Raw genomic sequence first — 20,663 nt, 5'->3', positions numbered from 1 at the left:
ACTTGTCTCCAATTTTATCGGTCATTTCCCGGGGTTTATCGATCATTTCCCAAGAGTTATTGATCAATTCGGTTGAATTATTGATTATTTCCCAGTATTTATCGATCATTTCCCGAGTTTTATGGTCATTTTGTGACCTTGGAACTATTCCAACAAAGACTTTCTAACGTCACCAGCTTCTACCGCCGCCGCCGCCACCACCGGATCCACCTCCGCCGGTAAAGCCGCCTCCGCCACCGAAGCCACCGCCGCCTCCGAATCCTCCTCCGCCCCCAAAGGAGCCAGGGAAAAAGATCATACCGCGTCCTCTTCCTCTTCTGCCACCCGATCCGCCACCACGACCACCACGACCTCCACGGCCACCGCCGCCTATAAAACGGAACAGCAGATAAATGACGATGAAAATAATTATTGGCGTCGGGATGCCAAAGCCATCGCCGCCTTGACCGGCGAGAGTATTCACTTCGGCAACTTCCCCATTCCAACCATATTCAGCTGCGATTTCATTGTAATAGGATTTGTATGCTTCCATAATAGCTAAATCGGGTTGTTCGTTCCTCAAATACGGTACTGCCACTTCATCCATGATCCTTCCGACTTTCCCGTCTGGCAGTGCGCCCTCGAGGCCATAGCCGACACTCAACTCAAAGTGCCGATCCCCAGATGAATTCGGTCTCGTCGTGACAACAAGCAAAGCACCATTGTCTTCGCCTTGTTTTCCAAGTCCATACGCTCGCAACGCATCGACTGCATATTGCTCAACCGGATCGTCACCTATACTTGGGATTGTGAGGACCGCCAATTCCGCTCCCGTCGCCTGTTCCAAGTTTTTCCCGAGTCGGTTCAGCTCTTCTTTTTGTTCATTCGATAAAATTCGGGCATGGTCTTGGATGAAATAGTCGAATTTATTCCAAGCGGGGATTTCGGCTGCCGACACCCCGAATGGTATGCACATGAATAGTAAACATGCGACCGTGAGCGATCGAACGATTTTCCGAATCACTATTTCCCATCTCCAAAGTCTACTTTAGGTGCTTCTTTTGCAGCCTCATTCGCTTGGAAATACTCTTTTTCATCGAACCCAAAAATCGAAGCGACTAATTTCCCCGGAAACCTTTTCACTTGTCGATTGAATTGGGAAACGACGTCATTATAATCTTTCCTCGCGACACCAATCCGGTTCTCGGTGCCAGCCAACTCATCCATGAGCTGGGTGAAGTTTTGATTCGCCTTCAAATCCGGATAATTTTCCACTACAACCAATAGACGTCCTAATGCATTGGATAATTCGGTATCCGCGGCCGCCTGTTCTGCAGGTCCAGTTGCACCCGATAATTTCGCGCGCGCATCGGATATTTCTGCAATTACTTCTTTTTCATGGCTTGCGTACCCTTTCACGGTGCTTACCAAATTCGGAATTAGGTCAAGCCGGCGTTGCAATTGGTTTTCGACTTGCGCATACGACGCATCAACATCTTCCTCCAAATTTACAAATTTGTTGTAACTTGGTACAAACACAATACCAAGTATTACAAGAAGAACAATAATGATAGTAAGTGGTCCTAATAGTTTTTTCATTCATTCTCACTCCTATTCTGAATACTAACGGATACCCTTTGGGAAACACGATTCAAACTTGAGTCCGTATTCTATTTATCGTATGTCGCCCGAAAAGGTTTCAAACATTTTGGAATAAATTAAAAAACCGACTCCATATAAAGAAGTCGGTTTTCAAAGCAATACTTATTTTTTCAAGTCTTTCATGTCGCTGCGTGTGATAATATGGTCAATCAAACCATATTCTTTCGCACGTTCAGCAGTCATGAAATTATCACGATCTGTGTCTTTCGCAATAACGTCAACTGGCTGGCCAGTACGCTCGGAAAGAATCGTATTCAATTTCTCACGTAGGAAAAGAATGCGTTTTGCAGCAATTTCAATTTCAGTTGCCTGACCTTGTGCACCGCCAAGTGGTTGGTGAATCATCACTTCTGCATTAGGAAGCGCATAACGTTTTCCTTTTGTTCCTGCAGTTAATAGGAAAGATCCCATTGATGCAGCCATACCGATACAAATTGTTTGAATGTCCGGTTTGATGAATTGCATTGTGTCATAGATTGCCATACCAGCAGTAATGCTTCCGCCTGGGCTATTAATGTAAATGGAAACGTCTTTTTCAGGATCTTCCGCTTCAAGGAATAGCAATTGCGCAACAATCGAGTTGGCAACATTATCATCGATTGCGCTGCCCAACATGATAATCCGGTCTTTCAATAGACGAGAATAAATATCATAAGCACGTTCGCCCCGATTTGTTTGTTCGATGACTGTAGGTATTAGATTCATGGTATTTCCTCCTTTTAGGTGGTTCAAATTTGTCGACCTGCTGAAACCATTTGTTTCAACTGTACACCTATCATACATATTATGGTCAATTAAGGTCAAATATAACGCATTTAATTTTACTATTGCATTCTTATGGCTTTATTTGTATAATGAGTGTTGTCTGTTACCATCAGACTCTATATTTCGTCCTCGTGGTGCAATGGATAGCACGCAAGCCTCCGAAGCTTGAAATGTGGGTTCGACTCCCGCCGAGGGCATATAAGCTGTATAAAGAAGCCTGTAAACATTCATGTTTACGGCTTTTTTTTATTCAAAGCAATTTGTACTCTTGTTTACGTTTAGCTCTGGGCGCTAGATGCTCGGGTCATAATCAAATCTACTACGTAGCAAAAACCGCCATTCCGTATCTTCGTCTTATACCTGAGGCCGGCAGGATGCCGGTCATGCAGTCGTTGCCGCAGGACGCGGCGTACGTAGACTGCAAACCTTTGCTAAGTTAGTACCCTCGGCTAATGGATGTTAATTCTCTTTTTCAACAAGCAAAGCGAGTGTGCTGATTGCTTGCTCTTCATCCACACCATCCGCCATTAGCGTTACTGAAACACCTTTTGCAATCGCAAGGCTCATGACACCCATAATGCTTTTTGCATTTACTTGGCGATCGTCTTTTTTCAAAAACACGTCTGATAAAAACTTATTCGCTTCCTGGACAAATAATGCAGCTTGTCTTGCCTGCAAGCCAGTTTTCAGCTTCACTTCTACTGTTTTTTCTGCCATACTTATTCGTCTCCTTTCCTACCTCGTCTAGTTCTTAACGAAGTGCAATTCCGCCACTTCGAAGGTTTTCTGCAATCTCTTCTATTTTTCTCAATCGATGATTCACGCCGGATTTACTGACGGTTCCGCCGGTCACCATTTCACCAAGCTCTTTTAACGTTATATCCTGATGTTCAATCCGTAGCTGGGCGATTTCCTGCAAACGATCGGGTAATTGATCTAATCCAATCGTATTTTGGATAAATTTGATATTCTCGACTTGCCTTTGCGCAGCGCTGATTGTTTTATTCATATTCGCTGTTTCACAATTCACGAGTCGGTTAACGCTATTTCGCATATCCCTTATGATCCGCACATCTTCGAATTTCATCAATGAAACATGTGCGCCGACTATGCCAAGGAAGTCAGATATTTTTTCCGCTTCTTTTAAATATGCGATATAACCTTTTTTTCGTTCAATCGACTTTGCATTTAGCATCGATTTATTCATCAACTCAACCAAGGCCTCACTATGTTCCTTGTAAAACGAGAATATTTCCAAATGATACGAAGACGTCTCGGGATTATTGACTGATCCCCCAGCCAAAAATGCGCCCCTTAAATAAGACCTCTCACAGCATTCATCTTTCACCAATTCCGGTACAATCTCATTTTTGAATTGAAACGTTCCTGTTAATATATATAAGTCCTCCAATAAATGCTTAGCGCCGTCACGGATCCTACATATGTAGACGTTATTCTTTTTCAAACGCATTTTCTTGCGGACCAATAATTCAACTTTATATGGGTAAAGACGTTTTATGTTGGAATATAGCCTTCTTGCGATTGCAGCATTTTCCGTCTGAACATCCAAGCTTAATTGTTTATTCGAGAAAGAAACTGCTCCGTTCATCCTTATAAAGGCGGCTATTTCTGATTTTACACAGCAATCATCTGATTCTATATTGGTTAATTCCTTTTTTACTTCTGATGCAAAAGACATGACTGTCCCCCCTCTCTCGGCGATGATCAAGTCTCCTTGTTTACATCCTTGCCTTTCATATACTCCTTAACCCATGAAGCAACCTTATTCGCATCATGGATGATACGGCCCTCGGAAACTGTCGAAATATCTCCAAGGACGATGTTAGGCACAAGCAATTTCAAAGCTTCTATATCATTCTCAACGGGTAATTGAACTTCAGGCGATTCATTCCCCTGTAATAATGTTTCGAAATCAGTATCGTTCAACAGAACCGTATCGAGAAAAGCGCTGCCAGCGTGATCATACAGCGCTTGCACATGCTCTGATGCTGTATACTGATACGTTTCTCCTTCTTGAGTTGTCAGGTTATTGATATATACCTTTTTAGCTTTGCTTACGAGTACCGCGTCTCTTATGCCCCTTACAAGGATTGTCGGCAGGATGCTTGTGTATAGGCTTCCTGGTCCGAATATGATTAAATCCGCTTCTTCAATGGATCGTACTGTTTCAGGCAATGGTTCAACCTCTTGTGGTGAAACATATACTCTTCGTATTTTACGGCCGTATACCGGAATTTTAGATTCGCCGGTTACAATTGTGCCATCATCAAGCTCTGCATGCAAGGTGATCTTTTGATTTGCGGCAGGTAAAATTTTACCTTTAATGTTCAAAACCTGCCCCATTTTCTCAACCGCTCGTGCAAAATCACCCGTTATATCCGTCAATGCAGCAAGCATGAGATTGCCTAATGAATGCCCTCTCAAATCATCCGAAGTGGTAAACCTGTACTGGAACATTCTTTCTATTAACGGCTCTACATCCGAAAGAGCTGCCATCACTTGCCGGATATCGCCTGGAGGTGGGATGTTGTATTGATCTAACAACCTTCCTGAGCTGCCACCGTCATCCGCTACAGTTACAACTGCGGTGAGCTCAACGGGATAATTTTTCAATCCCCTCAGCATAGTGGACAACCCGGTCCCGCCTCCGAAAACGACGATTTTCTTCATTCTTCCGGATTGCAGCATTGTGTCAACCCTTTCTCTTTTCCACATCCCGATGTGTGATTAGTGTTTTATATTCGTCTTTTAATCGGTTTCCGAAGTATTCCGCCAACGTCACAGAACGATGTTGGCCCCCCGTACAACCGAAGGCTACGACGACTTGTGATTTACCTTCGTTTTTATATTGCGGTATGATGAATTTGAAAAGATCCGTCAATTTTTCGATCAACACTTGTGAATCGTTCCACTTTAAAACATAATCGTATACTTCCTTATCCAGTCCAGACATCGGTCTTAGATCTTCAAGATAGTATGGATTTGGCAAAAAGCGTACATCAAAAACGACATCTGCATCTATCGGCATCCCATGCTTAAATCCGAAAGACATGAAGTTCAATGTGAAAGCGGTGTCGCCTTTGGAAGAGAATGTGGACATGATTTTTTCGCGTAATTCCCTTGGTTTAAGTTCGGAAGTATTGTAGATGAAGCGAGCTCTGCCTCTTAACTCGGAAAGCAATGTCCGCTCTTTGCGAATACCGGTAAGCGGAAGTCCACCCTCTGCGAGTGGATGCGATCTTCTCGTTTCCTTATACCGTCTTACAAGTGTTTCATCATCCGCATCTAAAAACAGAAGCTTGGTGGATACCCCTTCCATTTGCAACAAATTGTCCAATGCTCCGATCAACGCATCAAAAAGGTCACCGCCTCTTGTATCCATGACTGCCGCAATCCGTCTCATCTTGTTCTCGGACTTCATCATCAAGTCTAAAAATGTGACCAAAAGCTCTGGAGGTAAATTATCAATACAATAGAAGCCCATGTCTTCAAAGCTTTGCATCGCCACTGTTTTACCAGCACCAGACATCCCGGTAATAATGACTAATTCAACGTCGCTGTTTGGTAATTCATTTTCCATTATAGTAGATCGCCCTCCATCGAGTTTTGTAGTCGCTCTTCTAACAGTTCAAACTCTTCTGTATAATAAAATGTACCATACTGGACACCGTTTTTGGAGACGGCAAATGATAAATTGGATCTATCGCCTTCAGCCATTGGCAACGTTTTCAATTTTTCGATACCGTGCCATTCGAGCAACCCTTCCCGATTCGACTCATACGGCGTGCCGATCAAATCTTTGGCGACGAATGTGTACAACATCCATTCGTCGATCAATTCCTTCGTGTCTGGATTTAGTATCATCATCGTGTAAATCCCTTTAACTTGCGGATTTACTGGTGTCGCGCCAGTTTCCTCTTCGAATTCACGGATGGCTGCCTCGTATATCGATTCCCCTGAATCCATCTTTCCCCCGGGAGCCACGTACCAATCCCGCCTCGGCTTTTTCAATAAAAGTACCTGATTGTCTTTTACGACAAGTAAGTTAGCAATTCTCTGCATCTGAATTCCTCGCTTTTTAAAACATGCATGCATCTATTATACAATGTTTACGTTGCAAACAACAAAAAAAGAAGACCACCTACGATTTGCATCAGTAGGTCGTCTTAAAGTGTTGCTATATTAAAAAGGGGGGTCAATTACTATTCTTATGTTACCCCTAATGTGTTGCATTAGAGTTACAGTAATATTAAGGTTGCATTAATAATTTTGGACGGGCTTTTGATTTCCGTTTCAGGCGGACGCTTTCTATGGGAAGTCACAACGCTTCTATGGGAACTCAGCCGCATTCTACGGGAAGTCACGGCACTTCTATGGGAACTCAGCCGCATTCTATGGGAAGTCACGGCACTTCTATGGGAACTCAGCCGCATTCTATGGGAAGTCACGGCACTTCTATGGGAACTCAGTCGCTTTCTATCGGAAGTCACAACGCCTCTATGGGAACTCAGCCGCAGTCTATGGGAAATCGACCGCATTGCATTCTACCGGAAGTCACGGTGCTCTATGGGAGGTCCGCATCCATATAAAAAAGAGACCCATACTCGGGCCTCTCACTATAATCAAACTTCCGCAGATAGTTTCTCCGCAAGTTCTTCAATATATTTTTGACAAGCTTGTGCAGCGATGCTTCCGTCGCCTGTTGCCGTTACGACTTGGCGAAGTGTTTTTTGACGCACATCTCCTGCTGCGTAGATTCCTGGAACTTTCGTTTCCATTTCTTCATTGGTCACGATATATCCGTGGTCATCCAAGATATCCAAGTTTTTAAATGGTGCAGTTAATGGATCCATACCGATGTAGACGAACATACCCTGAGTCTCCATCTCTCTTTCCGTACCATCCACAGTGGAAACAAGCGTTACAGAACTGATTTTTCCATCCTGTCCGTTAACTTGCTTAACTGTAGAATTCCAGATAAAATCGATTTTTTCATTCGCAAATGCGCGATCTTGCAAGATTTTTTGCGCGCGCAATTCGTCACGTCTATGAATGATCGTTACCTTGTCTGCGAATCGAGTGAGGTATGCACCTTCTTCAACCGCTGAGTCTCCACCGCCGATAACAACGATTTCTCTCCCTTTGAAAAAGGCACCGTCACAAACAGCACAATAGCTGACGCCGCGGCCAGTAAGGTCTGCTTCGCCTGGTACGCCCATTTTTTTATATTCAGCACCAGTGGTAATGATAATGGCACGTGCTTTATATTCTTTTTTACCGGAAATAATCGTTTTATAGCTAACACCATCGATGATTTCGTTTACGTCACCGTATGCGTATTCAGCACCGAATGATTTGGCGTGGTCGAACATTTTCTGGGAGAGATCTGGTCCCAAGATCGATTCAAAACCAGGATAGTTTTCAATCTCTTCCGTGTTCGCCATTTGTCCACCCGGAATTCCGCGCTCTAACATCAAGGTCGACAAGTTTGCTCTGGAAGTGTAAACAGCTGCAGTCATTCCTGCCGGGCCCGCACCAATAATAATGACGTCATATATTTTCTCTGTTGTCATTGGTTTTTCCTCCTCCTACATAACATAACACTGACCAAATCGTATAAGATTTGATGTGTCCAATCAATCTATTTGCTCGCGGGAGTGGTTGCCTAACATTTATCACTCACTAAATTGTGGTAGAAACTCCATTAATGTATGAACATATTTAGTTAGCGTTGGTACCGAAATGCCATAACTTTTTGCAATGGCCGTTTTGGTAACTCCTTTATAACGTGATGATTGGAACATATAATCAGCTGCTGCAGCGAGGGCATCCGGATTCCTGAAATCATATGATCGAGTTAATGCCACCTCGCAAAGGGTGAACCACATTTGAAAAAGATGTGTCCCTTGCTTATCGAGCGGCTTGTAATTCTTGTAAATGATATCGGTCGTTTCCAAAGCCCGCATAAAGGAATGATCGAAATCAGTTTCCAATGTAAATTCATAATCGAGGCTATGGGCTAAAAATAACTGTTCAATGCTACTCAGCTTTTCCAAATCAATATATTTCGGATGCGAAATAATTTCTTGTTTATGAGCCGATTTGCCCAATAAATAAAAGCCTAACAGTCGCTCGCTTCGGTATTTATTCATGATTTTACTTAGTAGGAATTCACGATCCTGTTCAAATGAATCCGCCCGCGATGTCTCTTGCACGCTTTTCCAAGGCTCTAACCCGGCCTTGCTTGGGTCAAGCTCGACTAACTTTTCATATGCTTCCTTCGCGGCTGTCTCATTTCCTGAAAAGTAAGCAGAATGGGCAAGCCAGAAATAATAGCCTGCATCCCCTTCAAATCCCCTTTTCTTTAGGCTTCTGAGCCAACCATATGCTTCTTTATGTTTCCCAACCAATGCAAATGTTGCCCCTAATTTATATCGATGTATGAATTGATAAGGTTTTATCTTCAACAGAAGGTCAAGCAATGCATCCAATTCCTCTTTGTCTTTCTGGTAATAATAAAAGACAGCGAGATTGCATAATGCATGGATATTCCCTTTGTTCTTATCAAGTACATCGTAAAGCAATTCCTTCGCCTGATCGATTTTGCCGACGTAGAAATAGGCGAGAGCCAAATTATTATATGCCGCCCAAAACTCAGGATAATCTACGATGATTGCCTCAAGGATTTCGATGGCTTCGTCAAACAAGCCGCCTTCCATCAATCTCCTTGCCTTCTCCTGAAGGAAATACACTTCACCATCCGGCATTTCCTCATCGTCAAATATATCTTCTTCTTGTTCAGCAAAATCGATAATTTCCATCGAATCATCAACAAGAGGTCCGTCTGGAGATAGCGCAATATATTTTTCAGCATAGACTTTTGCATCTCGAAGAAGACCGAGATGTGCATGGACTTCCGCCAAATAGAAGATGATATCCTCTTCCTCTGGGTCAATGCCATGTGCAGCCGCAAGGATCTCGTAGGCCTCCTCAAACATGCCCTCTTCCATAATAAGAATGCCGTATTGCATAAGAATGAGCGGATCACTCGGGCTTAACTCAACAGCACGTTGCAAATATTTATGGGCATCATCGTATCGTTCACGTTGCATCGCTTTAATGCCCTTCTGATAATAAAATTCACCATCAGGGATAAAAGAAATTATTTTTTTATCTATATTCCTATGCTTTTTATCCAATCAAATTTCCTCCGATAGAAAATAGAAAGGAACGTATTAGACGTTCCTCCAATAAAAATTATAACATAACTTCTCTACCCGTCATTCACTATTTTGACACATTCTTAGGATTACTTCGCCTTTCGCTCCGCCAACTGTTCCGCGGTATAAATGATTCGAACGGGATTGCCGCCGGCAAACGCACCTGCAGGAATATCACGATTTACGAGTGATGCAGCCGAAACAATTGCCCCATCTCCGATTTCAACACCCGGAAGGATCGTCGTATTGGCCCCGATCATCACACGGTCCCCGATCACCACATCGCCAACCCGGTACTCTTCGATTAGATACTCATGCGCAAGAATCGTTGTATTGAAGCCGATAATCGAATTATTGCCGACAGTAATTCGTTCGGGGAACATCGTATCTGGCATCACCATAAGGGCAAACGATGTTTTTTTCCCTATTTTCATCCCTAAAAATGTACGATAAATGAAATTCTTCATGGGGATAAAAGGTGTATATCTCCCCAACTGGATGAAAATGAAATTCTTAGCCACTTTTAAAAATGAGACCGTTTTGTAAATATGCCAAAGGGAGTTCGCATTTCCTTTAGCCGGAAAACGTTCTGTCCTTCTCAATCGTTCTCTCCCGCAGTAATCTCAAGGAGGTCTGAAATATGGTGCAGCATAAAATCAGGCTCCAATTCACGCATGAATTGTTCCCCTTTTAATGACCAAGCCACCCCTGCTGTGCGAACTCCTGCATTTTTTCCACCGTGTATATCATGGGAGTTATCCCCGATCATTAAAGTTTCCTCCGGTGAGGAATTCAATCTTTCCATTGCCAACAGTATCGGTTCAGGATCTGGCTTTGCATTTTGCACATCATCCAACCCAATCACCGTATCAAATACATTATTAGCTGAAATAAGCTCCAAGCCTTTCATGATCATATCATTCCGCTTCGTGGAGACAATCGCCATCTTGAAGCCCTTGCTTTTCAATTGCCTCAATGTTTCAGAAACGCCATCAAATTCAGTTGCCAATAGATCATGATTCGCGTAATTCCATTCACGATATTCGCTTATAAGTTGGTCAGACATTATCGGATCTACACTATCCATTGTCTCTTTCAATGTCGGTCCAAGGAATGGAATGATATCCGCTCTTACATATTTTCCAGGATAATGCGCACCAAGGACGGTTTGAAACGTTTGGACGATCAATTCATTCGTATCAAGCAATGTTCCGTCGAAGTCGAATAATAATGTTGTGATTTTATTAGCCATTTAAAACGGTTGCCTCCTTTTCCCTTCTCCGCCCGCTTTGCTTCCAGAAATAAGCGACAGCTATCGTCAAAACGAACGCAGTTACGAGTCGAATGATTAGCAATGGTAATACCGGTATCCCTAAAGGCATGAAGATAAGCGTATCCTCTACAACCGCGTGACAGGCGATAAGGAAGATGAAAGCGAGTGTCGCATCTTTCTTGCTTACGCCATCTTCTTCAACTGCTTGGATCATTACACCGGCTCCATAAGCCAACCCGATAACAAGACCTGCAACAAGCGTCATTGAAGCATTCGGTTTAACACCGATGACTTTCGTGAACGGCGCAAGCTTCTCGGAGAATTTCTGTAAATAATGATGGTCCTTTAAATATTGAACTATAATCATCAATGGAATGACAATTAGCGCAAGCTGTAACACACCAAAGGAAGCTTTTTGCAATCCTAAAAGACCGATTTCGAGCCATCCTTCAGGTATTGCAGCGATTTCCGGAGCCATGCCGTATTTCGCAATCTCACTTCCGCCACTCCAAAACACGTTTATAATTACAGCAGAGAATGCCGCTAAACCGAATCGAACAAGTAAGACAACCCATAATTTAACGCCGACCTTCAGCGCAACCCCTGTCTCGATAAAGAGATTATGCGAAAAACTGAGCATTACAGCGAGGATGAAAACTTCCTTCACTGTCAGATCAAGCGAAAGAATCCCGGCGATACCAGCGTATAAGTTCAATGCATTGCCAAGCACCAACGGAATGGCTGCTTCCCCACTTAGTCCAAACAGCCCCATGAAAGGTGAGACAAGTTTTACAACCCAAGGTAAAATCGGGGTGTGTTGCAGGATCACAACAAGAATCGTAATAGGAAAAATGATTTTCCCTAACGTCCACGTCGTCTTCAAGCCTGCTTTCAACCCATTTTTTAATGTCTGCATTTCCTATCCCTCTTTTATTTATCTAGATAGTTTACTTTCACTTTCTTGATGAACCTTCTATACACGAACATTGAGGCACCAAAAAGGATTGCGAGAATCGAGACGATTTGTGCGGCACGAAGATCGCCGCCATACAAGCTGTCTGTTCTCATCCCTTCGATGAAGTACCTTCCAATTGAATACCATATTAGATAAAAGAAGAAGATCTCTCCGCGCTTCAATCGCACTCTTCTTAAGATCAAGACAATAATTAGGCCGACTACATTCCAAAGGGATTCATACAGGAATGTCGGATGGTATGTAACTCCTTCAATTGTCATTTGATTCATAATCCAATTGGGAATCCATGTGTTTTCAAGGAACTGCTCCGAAACTGGACCACCATGTGCTTCCTGGTTGATAAAGTTCCCCCATCTACCAATGATTTGGCCGATCAGAATACCCGGAACTGCAATGTCCACAACTTTCCAAAATGAAATGCCACGTTTCTTAGTGAAAAAGTATGTTGTTAAAAAGGCACCAATCAAAGCACCGTGAATCGCAATGCCGCCTTCCCAAATTTTAAAGATATCGGCGGGGTTATCCCTATACGAATCCCATGAGAAAATAACATAATAAATCCGTGCACTTATAATAGAAATTGGTACTGCCCAAATGAGCAGGTCCGTTAAAAAGTCCGGATGCATTCCTCTTTTCACCATTTCTTTTTGAACGACTAAGAATGCAAGGATAATTCCTGTAGTAATTAAAATCCCATACCATCGGACCGAGATGGGGCCTATTTCAAAGGCTGTTGGGTTAATCGTTAGAAAATCGAACATATTTTTATTCTATCCCCTTTTCATTGCTATTTTGGATAGCCAAATCGAGTCTTCTCGAAAATGTCTCTGCCGCATTAATGCCTAATCTTTTCATGCGATAATCCATTGCAGCTACTTCAATAATAACCGATAAATTTCGTCCCGGTCTTACGGGTACTGTAAGTTTCGTCACATCGGAATCCATGATCTTCGCTTTTTCTTCATCAATCCCCAAGCGGTCATACAATTTGTCTGGGTCCCATACTTCGAGATCAATGACCATTAGGACACGCTTGTCATCTTTCACTGCACTTGCACCGAAAAGTGTCATCATATCAATGATCCCGACCCCACGTATTTCAAGCATATGATTTAATAGTTTCGGGGCGTTACCGATTAGAACGTTTTTGGCGACTTGCCTGATTTCCACAGCATCATCCGCGACGAGTCGATGTCCCCTTTTCACAAGTTCCAAAGCAGTTTCACTTTTACCTACTCCACTTTTCCCTGTGATTAATACGCCTATTCCATATACGTCGACAAGCACGCCATGTACGGTTGTCATCGGGGCTAACTGCCCTTCCAGGTAGTTTGTCAACATGCTTGAAAACCTTGTTGTTGGGTGTTCCGTCTGAAGGACGGCGATATTCCGTACATCTGCCAATTCTTTTAACTCATCAGGACATTGCATATTATGTGCAATGATAAAAGCTGGTGTTTCAGCTGTACAAAGACGATCCATGCGATCCATTCGTTCTACTGGACCAAGTTTATTGAAAAAGGAAACTTCTGTCTTTCCAAGCAACTGAACACGTGTTGATGTGTAAAAATCAAAGTAACCTGCCATTTCAAGTCCTGGGCGTGAAATGTCACTCATTGTGATCGTTCGCTCGATACCATCTTTGCCGGCAAGAAGTTCGAGTCCGAATTGGTTTTGAACATCTTTTACTGTTACAACAGACAATTACACCCATCCTTTCCTTTACCGTTAAACCTATGTTCCATTTTACCATGAACTTCAATCAACACAACTTAGCTATATCTAAATACAATTAAAAAACTGTAGACTTCCGATTTCTCGGTTGTCTACAGTCCAAGGGGTATTTAATCATGTTTTACTGTATAGCAAACGATGACGGAGCCTGTTTTAGCCTCACCATGAATATATAGAGGCGTTGCGCCGTTCTCTCCTGTTTTCGAGAAGCTGATGCTTCGTTGGAGGAACTGCTCTTGTTCGCTTGATTTAGTGACATCTTTCAGTTGAAGGTCCAAACGTCCCATATTGGTAGAGATTTCACCGTGTAACGGAATGTCGGATGGAATGTATACCTCTACTGTTCCGCTTACTGTTTTTGCATCTATTCTTTGTGCAGCAGTGTCATTTGTCGTGACAATTACATTGCCGTTCAGAGATTTTGCTTCCACATCTTTTAACTGACCGGATAAATATACGCGGCCATTGATCGTTTCCGCTTCAAGTAGCTCCCCAGAACTTTCGTTAAGTCGAATTGACCCGTTACCTGCCTCGATTTCCGCCTCTTTAAAGTCAATGCGCTCAAGGTCCACTTTTCCGTTTGCCGTTTTCGTGTAAAATCTATCAACAGTTATATCATTCATCGAAAAATGGCCATTAAGAAGTCTTGCAGAGATTTTTTTGTAATCTTGTTTTGGGATAAAAAGGTCTACATTCACTTGGATTAATTTTAAATCACTTAGTAAACGCAGCTTCCCTTCATCTACCAAGAAGATCAACTTATCAAGGAATTCCTTCCTCGAATCTTCTTCCGACTTACCACCATATGCCTTCACGACGAAATCTGCTTTTATTTCGGTTGCATCTGTCGCATGAACGGATATATTCCCGTTGTCGACATCGATAAGGATTTCTTCTAAATCATCCGCTTCTTTTACAATGGAATGATGGAATGTAGTGCTTCCACCAAATGGTTTGTCGAAGTCGAAGCCTTTCATTTTATCCACCGCGGTTTGCATGAATTGCATGAAACGATCTCCGACAGTTACAAAGTCTTTCTTTATGTCTTCGATGAATTCATCCATAGAAGGATCTTTCCTATTTTTTGAATAGGATTGATCATTGCCTTGGTCGGATTTGTTTTCATTAAAGACTACTTCGTCCGCTTGGTTGTAATTATCTTTAGCTGTTTTCTCCATCGCTTCCAGAAGAGTTAAGGCTTCATCCATTGAAATTGTACCATTTTCCAGCATTGTCAAGATACGTTTGCGTTCGTTTTGCATCTGTCTGCCTCCTTGTAATTTCAACTTCAGCAAGAGTCCTTATTTCACTCTTACTTTCCAATAGTATATATACGAATGATCATTCATAAGGTTTCACTATCTTTTGAGTGCAACCTTTTCGATTTTGTCTTTCATTCTCTGACGGTCTCTTTCAAGGATTGGTTTCAAATAGTGGCCCGTGTATGATTTTGCAACTTTAGCCACTTCTTCAGGAGTGCCTGTCGCGATGATTTGACCACCTTTGTCCCCGCCTTCAGGACCTAAATCGATAATATGATCAACTGTTTTAATCACATCAAGATTATGTTCAATGACAAGCACTGTATTGCCGCTATCCACCAAACGTTGTAGGACAAGGAGGAGTTTTTCAATGTCATGGACATGCAATCCTGTCGTTGGCTCGTCCAATATATAAAACGATTTGCCGTTTGAACGCTTATGCAATTCGGACGCTAACTTGACCCGCTGCGCTTCACCGCCCGATAACGTTGTAGCCGGCTGGCCAAGTTGGACATAACCGAGACCGACATCGGCAATCGTTTGCAGTTTCCTGCTGATCTTAGGAATATTTTCGAAGAAGATCAATGCATCCTCGACAGTCATCGCAAGGACATCCGCAATATTCTTCCCTTTATACGTCACTTCAAGTGTTTCCCGATTGTATCGCTTTCCGTGACAAACTTCACAAGGCACATAGACGTCTGGGAGAAAATGCATTTCGATTTTGATAATGCCGTCGCCACGGCATGCTTCACAACGTCCGCCTTTCACATTAAAACTGAATCGACCTTTTTTGTATCCTCGAACTTTTGCTTCGTTTGTCATTGCGAACACATCACGTACATCGTCGAATAACCCGGTATACGTTGCCGGATTCGACCTTGGTGTCCTTCCTATAGGGGACTGGTCGATTTCGATCACTTTTTCCAGTTCCTCAATTCCGGAGATGGATGTAAAACGGCCCGGCTTTTGTTTCGAGCGATTCAACTTTTGAGCAAGCACTTTATGCAATACTTCGTTTATAAGCGTACTTTTTCCTGAACCCGAGACACCAGTAACTGCGATGAACTGTCCTAACGGGAAATCCGCGTTGACATTTTTCAAGTTGTTTTCGGATGCACCTTTAATCGAAACAACCCGGCCGTCCGATTTACGTCTCTCCATCGGCAGTGGAATGAATTTCTTACCACTTAAGTATTGACCAGTTAAAGATTTAGGGTCATTCATCACTTCTTCAGGCGTGCCTGCCGAAACGATTTGACCGCCCTCTTGACCAGCACCCGGACCGATATCGATCAAGTAATCCGCTGCAATCATCGTATCTTCATCATGTTCGACAACTATGAGCGTATTTCCGATATCGCGCATGCTTTGCAGCGTCTCGATCAGACGGTCATTATCCCTTTGATGAAGCCCAATAGAAGGCTCATCCAAGATGTATAGGACCCCTGTCAATCTGGATCCGATCTGCGTTGCAAGCCTGATTCGCTGTGCCTCACCGCCCGATAATGTCCCTGCAGCCCTTGATAATGACAAATAATCAAGACCAACATTGACGAGGAAACCAAGTCTTTCTTCGATTTCACGAAGGATTAAGTTTGCAATTTGGGCATCTTTCTCGGATAGAACGAGGGTTTTGAAGAATTGGTCGGCTTCAGTAATGGATAATTCGGTTACTTTTCCGATATGTGATCCATTCACTTTGACTGCCAACGTTTCCTCTTTCAATCGATAACCCTTACAAGTCGGGCAAGCACGGCTCGCCATATATTTCTCCATTTGCTCTCTAATATAATCAGAAGATGTTTCCTTAAATCTACGTTCAACGTTGGCTAAGACGCCTTCGAAGTAAATATTATTGACACGCGTATTCCCGAATTCATTCGTATATTGGAATTTGACCATCTGATCCTTCGAACCGTAAAGAATAATATTCAGATCCTCATCCGAAAGATCCTGTACCGGTACATCCATCGGAATTTTAAAGTGATGGCAGATAGTCTTCAATAGTTCAGGATAATATTGTGAACTTGTCGGTACCCATGGTGCAATTGCGTCTTCATTCAATGAAAGAGTAGCGTCCGGGATGACCAACTCCGGGTCAACCTCTAATTTAGTCCCTAAACCATCACACTCGCCGCAAGCTCCGAACGGACTGTTGAATGAAAACATCCTTGGCTCTAATTCACCTATGGAAAAACCACAAAGCGGACAAGCATGATGCTCACTAAACAGCAATTCTTCAACGTCGATTACGTCGACTAAAACTGTTCCTTCAGCTAGGCGTAGGGCGGACTCCAAAGAATCACTTAAGCGGGCTTCGATTCCCTCTTTAACAACAATCCGGTCGATTACGACTTCAATAGTATGTTTTTTATTTTTGTTCAGCTCAATATTATCGTCGAGATCCATTACGTCCCCATTCACTCGAATCCTGACATATCCTTGCTTTTTAATGTCTTCGATCAATTTTGCATGGGTTCCCTTTCTACCCGAAACGACTGGTGCAAGAATTTGCAGTCTTGAACGCTCAGGCAGCTGCATGATTCGGTCGACCATCTGCTCAATTGTCTGCGAGGTGATCTCGATACCATGATTCGGACAGATCGGCTTGCCGACCCGTGCATAAAGCAACCGTAAATAATCGTATATTTCCGTTACCGTTCCGACCGTCGAACGGGGATTACGGCTCGTTGTTTTCTGGTCAATGGAAATCGCCGGCGACAGTCCTTCTATGACATCCACGTCGGGTTTATCCATCTGGCCTAAAAACTGACGGGCATACGCCGAAAGGGATTCGACGTATCGTCTTTGTCCTTCAGCGTAAATCGTGTCAAATGCGAGTGATGATTTTCCTGATCCGGACAATCCAGTTATTACGACCATTTGATCACGTGGAATATTGATGTTAATGTTTTTCAGATTATGGGCTCTTGCCCCTTGAATGACGATCTCTTTATTTTTCATCGCGTCTTCACCCCTCAGCCTTCAATTCTAATATACTATCGCGAAGCTCAGCCGCCCTTTCGAAATCAAGCGCCTTTGCTGCTTCCTTCATTTCTTTTTCAAGTGTCACAAGAAGTTTCGCCTTATCTTCCTTCGTTAACTTCCTGCCTTGCGTTACTTTTTCGAGAGCTGTCGTATTATCCTCAGCAACTTGGGTCGCCCTGATGACATCACGAATTTCTTTTTTAATTGTCGTCGGTGTGATGCCATGCTTTTCATTGTAAGCCTTTTGGATTTCTCGCCGTCTTTCTGTTTCATCGATTGCCTTTTTCATCGAATCCGTAAAGCGGTCCGCATACATAATTACCCGGCCCTCGGAGTTCCGTGCTGCTCGTCCGATTGTCTGGATGAGTGCACGCTCGGACCTTAGGAATCCTTCCTTATCTGCATCCAAAATGGTGACAAGGGAAACTTCCGGAATATCAAGCCCTTCCCTTAAGAGGTTGATACCTATTAATACATCGTAAGTGCCTAATCGTAACTCCCGGATGATTTCAATCCTTTCAAGCGTTTTCACATCTGAATGCAAGTATTGGACTTTAATGCCGATATCTTTCAAGTAATCCGTAAGATCTTCTGACATTTTTTTCGTTAGTGTTGTTATCAATACCCGTTCATTCCGCTTTGTACGCTCATTTATTTCATCGATTAGATCATCGATTTGCCCTTCGATAGGACGCACTTCGATTATTGGGTCAAGCAATCCTGTTGGCCTGATAATCTGTTCCACCATTTCGGGCGTATGCTCGATTTCATAAGGGCCTGGAGTTGCAGAAACGTATATTGCTTGATGTACATAGTTCTCGAATTCTTGGAACATAAGCGGTCTATTGTCTAATGCTGAAGGTAGGCGGAATCCGTGGTCGACCAATACTTGCTTACGCGCTTGGTCGCCATTGTACATTCCCCGGATTTGGGGTAAAGTGACGTGACTTTCATCGATGACAATTAGGAAATCGTCTGGAAAATAATCCAAAAGTGTATAAGGTGTCGCCCCAGCAGGTCGTAGGGTCAGATGCCTTGAATAGTTTTCAATTCCTGAACAGAATCCCATTTCTCTCATCATTTCGAGGTCATAGCGTGTTCTTTGTTCAAGTCGTTGCGCTTCAAGCAGTTTGTCTTCTTTTCTCAACAATGTAAGGCGTTCATCCAGTTCCGTTTCGATATTCGCGATGGCCTTCACCATTTTTTCTTCGCCGGTAACAAAGTGGGATGCCGGGAAAATGGCAACATGTTCCCGGTCGCCTAAAATTTCTCCGGTCAACGCATCGACTTCACGGATTCGGTCGATTTCATCTCCGAAAAATTCGATACGAATACAATGTTCGTCTTGGGACGCCGGGAAAATTTCGACAACGTCTCCCCTTACGCGGAATGTTCCACGGGTGAAATTGATGTCATTCCTGGAGTATTGGATGTCGACAAATCGCCTTAGCAATTCGTTTCTTCCAATTTCCATGCCTGTCCGAAGGGAGACAACATGCTTTCCATATTCCTCCGGCGATCCGAGCCCGTAAATGCAGGAAACGGATGCGACAATTAGCACATCATTGCGTTCGAACAGGGCTGATGTGGCCGAGTGTCGAAGCTTGTCGATCTCATCGTTGATGGTTGCGTCTTTTTCTATATAAGTATCCGTGTGCGGTACGTATGCTTCCGGCTGATAAAAGTCGTAGAAGCTTACAAAATACTCCACCGCATTGTTCGGAAAGAATTCCTTGAATTCGCTGTAAAGCTGCCCAGCAAGTGTTTTATTATGTGCAATCACAAGTGTCGGTTTATTGACTTCCGTTACAACGTTTGAAACTGTGAATGTTTTTCCTGTCCCTGTTGCCCCTAAAAGAGTTTGATGCTTTTTCCCTTCATTTATGCCTCCGACAAGCTTTGTAATAGCAGCAGGTTGGTCGCCTAAAGGGACGTAAGGAGCGTGTAAATCGAATTTTTGGACCATAGCAAGTCCTCCCCAAAATTGAATTACTTTCATCTTAACATAGAATGAAGTCAGACTAAAAGAAAAAGGGAACGTGTGTTTTAAATATATTAAAGGGGGCTATGGGAAGTCGATGGCAGTCTATGGGAAGTCATGGTACTTCTATGGGAAGTCGAAGTACTTCTATGGGAAGTCGAAGCACTTCTATGGGAAGTTGAAGCACTTCTACGGGAAGTCGAAGCACTTCTACGGGAAGTCGAAGCACTTCTACGGGAAGTCACCACACTTCTATGGGAAGTCGAAGCACTTCTACGGGAAGTCGCAGCACTTCTACGGGAAGTCGAAGCACTTCTACGGGAAGTCGAAGCACTTCTACGGGAAGTCGACACACTTCTATGGGAAGTCGAAGCACTTCTACGGGAAGTCGCAGCCATTCTTAGAAAATCACCGCAAACAAAAAGCGGGCCTGCCGGTAGTCGATGTACGACTTCAGGCAGACCCGCAAAACTATAGTTAATTATCTTCGACTTTCATCAATTCATCAGTCAGTCTGTTGAAAGTCGACTCGTCTTTCTCGTCGAGCGCGATATCGATCAATTCCCAGAGACGTTTTTTTGTTTGCTCCCGGTGGATATGGCTCAGGAAAAGATCCATATAAATATCATTTAATAATCGCTCCGCTTGTGCAGAAGAACTATTTTTTCCCACGGCTTTTAAGAACTCGGCATATGAATAATTATTTTCTATTTCCCTCACCCCTGATGCCTTTTTTTTATTATACCTAATTCACAGGTCCAGTTGCAAGGTTTTTGAGAATATTCTATTTTATTTTTTC

At 43.1% G+C, this 20,663-nt stretch carries 21 protein-coding genes and 1 tRNA gene; 3 read left to right on the top strand and 19 right to left on the bottom strand.

The annotated features are described in order from the left end of the window. Positions 1-169 precede the first annotated feature (169 nt). The 3 genes from ACFPZG_RS16570 to clpP form a co-directional block, all read right to left on the bottom strand. Positions 170-1,003: a TPM domain-containing protein gene (locus ACFPZG_RS16570; protein WP_283734168.1), complete on the bottom strand. Its 834-nt coding sequence runs from the start codon at positions 1,001-1,003 to the stop codon at positions 170-172. Then, positions 1,003-1,578 carry a LemA family protein gene (locus ACFPZG_RS16565; protein WP_317941229.1) on the bottom strand — a complete coding sequence of 192 codons (576 nt, stop codon included), beginning with the start codon at positions 1,576-1,578 and terminating at the stop codon, positions 1,003-1,005. Before ACFPZG_RS16565 ends, ACFPZG_RS16570 begins: the two co-directional genes overlap by 1 nt. Positions 1,579-1,743: 165 nt before the next feature. Next, positions 1,744-2,346, bottom strand: coding sequence for an ATP-dependent Clp endopeptidase proteolytic subunit ClpP (gene clpP, locus ACFPZG_RS16560; protein ID WP_283734167.1), 603 nt, complete (start codon positions 2,344-2,346; stop codon positions 1,744-1,746). A gap of 185 nt (positions 2,347-2,531) precedes the next feature. On the opposite strand from clpP, the gene ACFPZG_RS16555 reads away from it, so the two are divergent. Beyond that, positions 2,532-2,603, top strand: a tRNA-Arg gene (locus ACFPZG_RS16555). 262 nt (positions 2,604-2,865) lie between these two features. Here ACFPZG_RS16555 and ACFPZG_RS16550 read toward each other — a convergent pair. The 5 genes from ACFPZG_RS16550 to ACFPZG_RS16530 are packed head-to-tail and all read right to left on the bottom strand — an operon-like array spanning position 2,866 to position 6,489. Beyond that, positions 2,866-3,123 carry an HPr family phosphocarrier protein gene (locus ACFPZG_RS16550; RefSeq protein WP_283734166.1) on the bottom strand — a complete coding sequence of 86 codons (258 nt, stop codon included), beginning with the start codon at positions 3,121-3,123 and terminating at the stop codon, positions 2,866-2,868. Between the two features lie 34 nt (positions 3,124-3,157). Next, positions 3,158-4,105 (bottom strand): DNA-binding protein WhiA, encoded by a 948-nt coding sequence (gene whiA, locus ACFPZG_RS16545; RefSeq protein ID WP_317941228.1) that lies wholly within the window; start codon positions 4,103-4,105, stop codon positions 3,158-3,160. Between the two features lie 26 nt (positions 4,106-4,131). After that, complete coding sequence (locus ACFPZG_RS16540) at positions 4,132-5,115, bottom strand: gluconeogenesis factor YvcK family protein (RefSeq protein ID WP_317941227.1); 984 nt, start codon at positions 5,113-5,115, stop codon at positions 4,132-4,134. 4 nt (positions 5,116-5,119) lie between these two features. After that, positions 5,120-6,007, bottom strand: coding sequence for an RNase adapter RapZ (rapZ, locus tag ACFPZG_RS16535; RefSeq protein WP_317941226.1), 888 nt, complete (start codon positions 6,005-6,007; stop codon positions 5,120-5,122). Continuing rightward, complete coding sequence (locus tag ACFPZG_RS16530) at positions 6,007-6,489, bottom strand: 8-oxo-dGTP diphosphatase (RefSeq protein WP_283734165.1); 483 nt, start codon at positions 6,487-6,489, stop codon at positions 6,007-6,009. Before ACFPZG_RS16530 ends, rapZ begins: the two co-directional genes overlap by 1 nt. A 207-nt stretch (positions 6,490-6,696) precedes the next feature. Between ACFPZG_RS16530 and ACFPZG_RS16525 the strand changes: the two genes are divergently transcribed. Further along, positions 6,697-7,098 (top strand): hypothetical protein, encoded by a 402-nt coding sequence (locus tag ACFPZG_RS16525; protein WP_381428071.1) that lies wholly within the window; start codon positions 6,697-6,699, stop codon positions 7,096-7,098. On the opposite strand, the gene trxB is transcribed toward ACFPZG_RS16525, so the two are convergent. The 10 genes from trxB to uvrB all read right to left on the bottom strand — a co-directional run bounded on the left by trxB (position 7,050) and on the right by uvrB (position 19,849). Then, positions 7,050-8,000: a thioredoxin-disulfide reductase gene (trxB, locus tag ACFPZG_RS16520; RefSeq protein ID WP_317941225.1), complete on the bottom strand. Its 951-nt coding sequence runs from the start codon at positions 7,998-8,000 to the stop codon at positions 7,050-7,052. The genes ACFPZG_RS16525 and trxB overlap by 49 nt on opposite strands. A gap of 102 nt (positions 8,001-8,102) precedes the next feature. After that, positions 8,103-9,626, bottom strand: a complete 1,524-nt coding sequence (locus ACFPZG_RS16515) for a tetratricopeptide repeat protein (protein ID WP_283734164.1) — start codon at positions 9,624-9,626, stop codon at positions 8,103-8,105. 110 nt (positions 9,627-9,736) lie between these two features. Beyond that, positions 9,737-10,249: an acyltransferase gene (locus tag ACFPZG_RS16510; protein WP_283734163.1), complete on the bottom strand. Its 513-nt coding sequence runs from the start codon at positions 10,247-10,249 to the stop codon at positions 9,737-9,739. Next, positions 10,246-10,899: a pyrophosphatase PpaX gene (gene ppaX, locus ACFPZG_RS16505; RefSeq protein WP_283734162.1), complete on the bottom strand. Its 654-nt coding sequence runs from the start codon at positions 10,897-10,899 to the stop codon at positions 10,246-10,248. The genes ACFPZG_RS16510 and ppaX overlap by 4 nt, the downstream gene beginning before the upstream one ends. After that, on the bottom strand, positions 10,892-11,836 hold the full coding sequence (locus tag ACFPZG_RS16500) for a nucleoside recognition domain-containing protein (protein ID WP_317941224.1): 945 nt from the start codon (positions 11,834-11,836) through the stop codon (positions 10,892-10,894). The genes ppaX and ACFPZG_RS16500 overlap by 8 nt, the downstream gene beginning before the upstream one ends. A gap of 14 nt (positions 11,837-11,850) precedes the next feature. Next, on the bottom strand, positions 11,851-12,657 hold the full coding sequence (gene lgt / locus ACFPZG_RS16495) for a prolipoprotein diacylglyceryl transferase (protein WP_283734161.1): 807 nt from the start codon (positions 12,655-12,657) through the stop codon (positions 11,851-11,853). Between the two features lie 4 nt (positions 12,658-12,661). Further along, positions 12,662-13,600 carry an HPr(Ser) kinase/phosphatase gene (gene hprK, locus ACFPZG_RS16490; protein ID WP_317941223.1) on the bottom strand — a complete coding sequence of 313 codons (939 nt, stop codon included), beginning with the start codon at positions 13,598-13,600 and terminating at the stop codon, positions 12,662-12,664. 140 nt (positions 13,601-13,740) lie between these two features. Continuing rightward, on the bottom strand, positions 13,741-14,892 hold the full coding sequence (locus ACFPZG_RS16485) for a DUF4097 family beta strand repeat-containing protein (RefSeq protein WP_317941222.1): 1,152 nt from the start codon (positions 14,890-14,892) through the stop codon (positions 13,741-13,743). Positions 14,893-14,988: 96 nt separating this feature from the next. Continuing rightward, positions 14,989-17,859, bottom strand: a complete 2,871-nt coding sequence (gene uvrA / locus ACFPZG_RS16480; protein ID WP_283734157.1) for an excinuclease ABC subunit UvrA — start codon at positions 17,857-17,859, stop codon at positions 14,989-14,991. A 7-nt stretch (positions 17,860-17,866) separates the two neighbouring features. After that, positions 17,867-19,849: an excinuclease ABC subunit UvrB gene (gene uvrB / locus ACFPZG_RS16475; protein ID WP_317941221.1), complete on the bottom strand. Its 1,983-nt coding sequence runs from the start codon at positions 19,847-19,849 to the stop codon at positions 17,867-17,869. 132 nt (positions 19,850-19,981) lie between these two features. On the opposite strand from uvrB, the gene ACFPZG_RS16470 reads away from it, so the two are divergent. Next, positions 19,982-20,341: a coiled-coil domain-containing protein gene (locus tag ACFPZG_RS16470; RefSeq protein WP_283734156.1), complete on the top strand. Its 360-nt coding sequence runs from the start codon at positions 19,982-19,984 to the stop codon at positions 20,339-20,341. Here the strand turns inward: ACFPZG_RS16470 and ACFPZG_RS16465 are convergent, their stop codons facing one another. Next, positions 20,342-20,536 carry an IDEAL domain-containing protein gene (locus tag ACFPZG_RS16465; protein ID WP_381428059.1) on the bottom strand — a complete coding sequence of 65 codons (195 nt, stop codon included), beginning with the start codon at positions 20,534-20,536 and terminating at the stop codon, positions 20,342-20,344. It abuts the gene before it with no gap. Positions 20,537-20,663: the final 127 nt, after the last annotated feature.

It is taken from the genome of Sporosarcina thermotolerans (assembly GCF_042658975.1).
Lineage (GTDB): Bacteria > Bacillota > Bacilli > Bacillales_A > Planococcaceae > Sporosarcina > Sporosarcina thermotolerans.
This window is presented reverse-complemented; position numbering and strand designations above follow the sequence as displayed.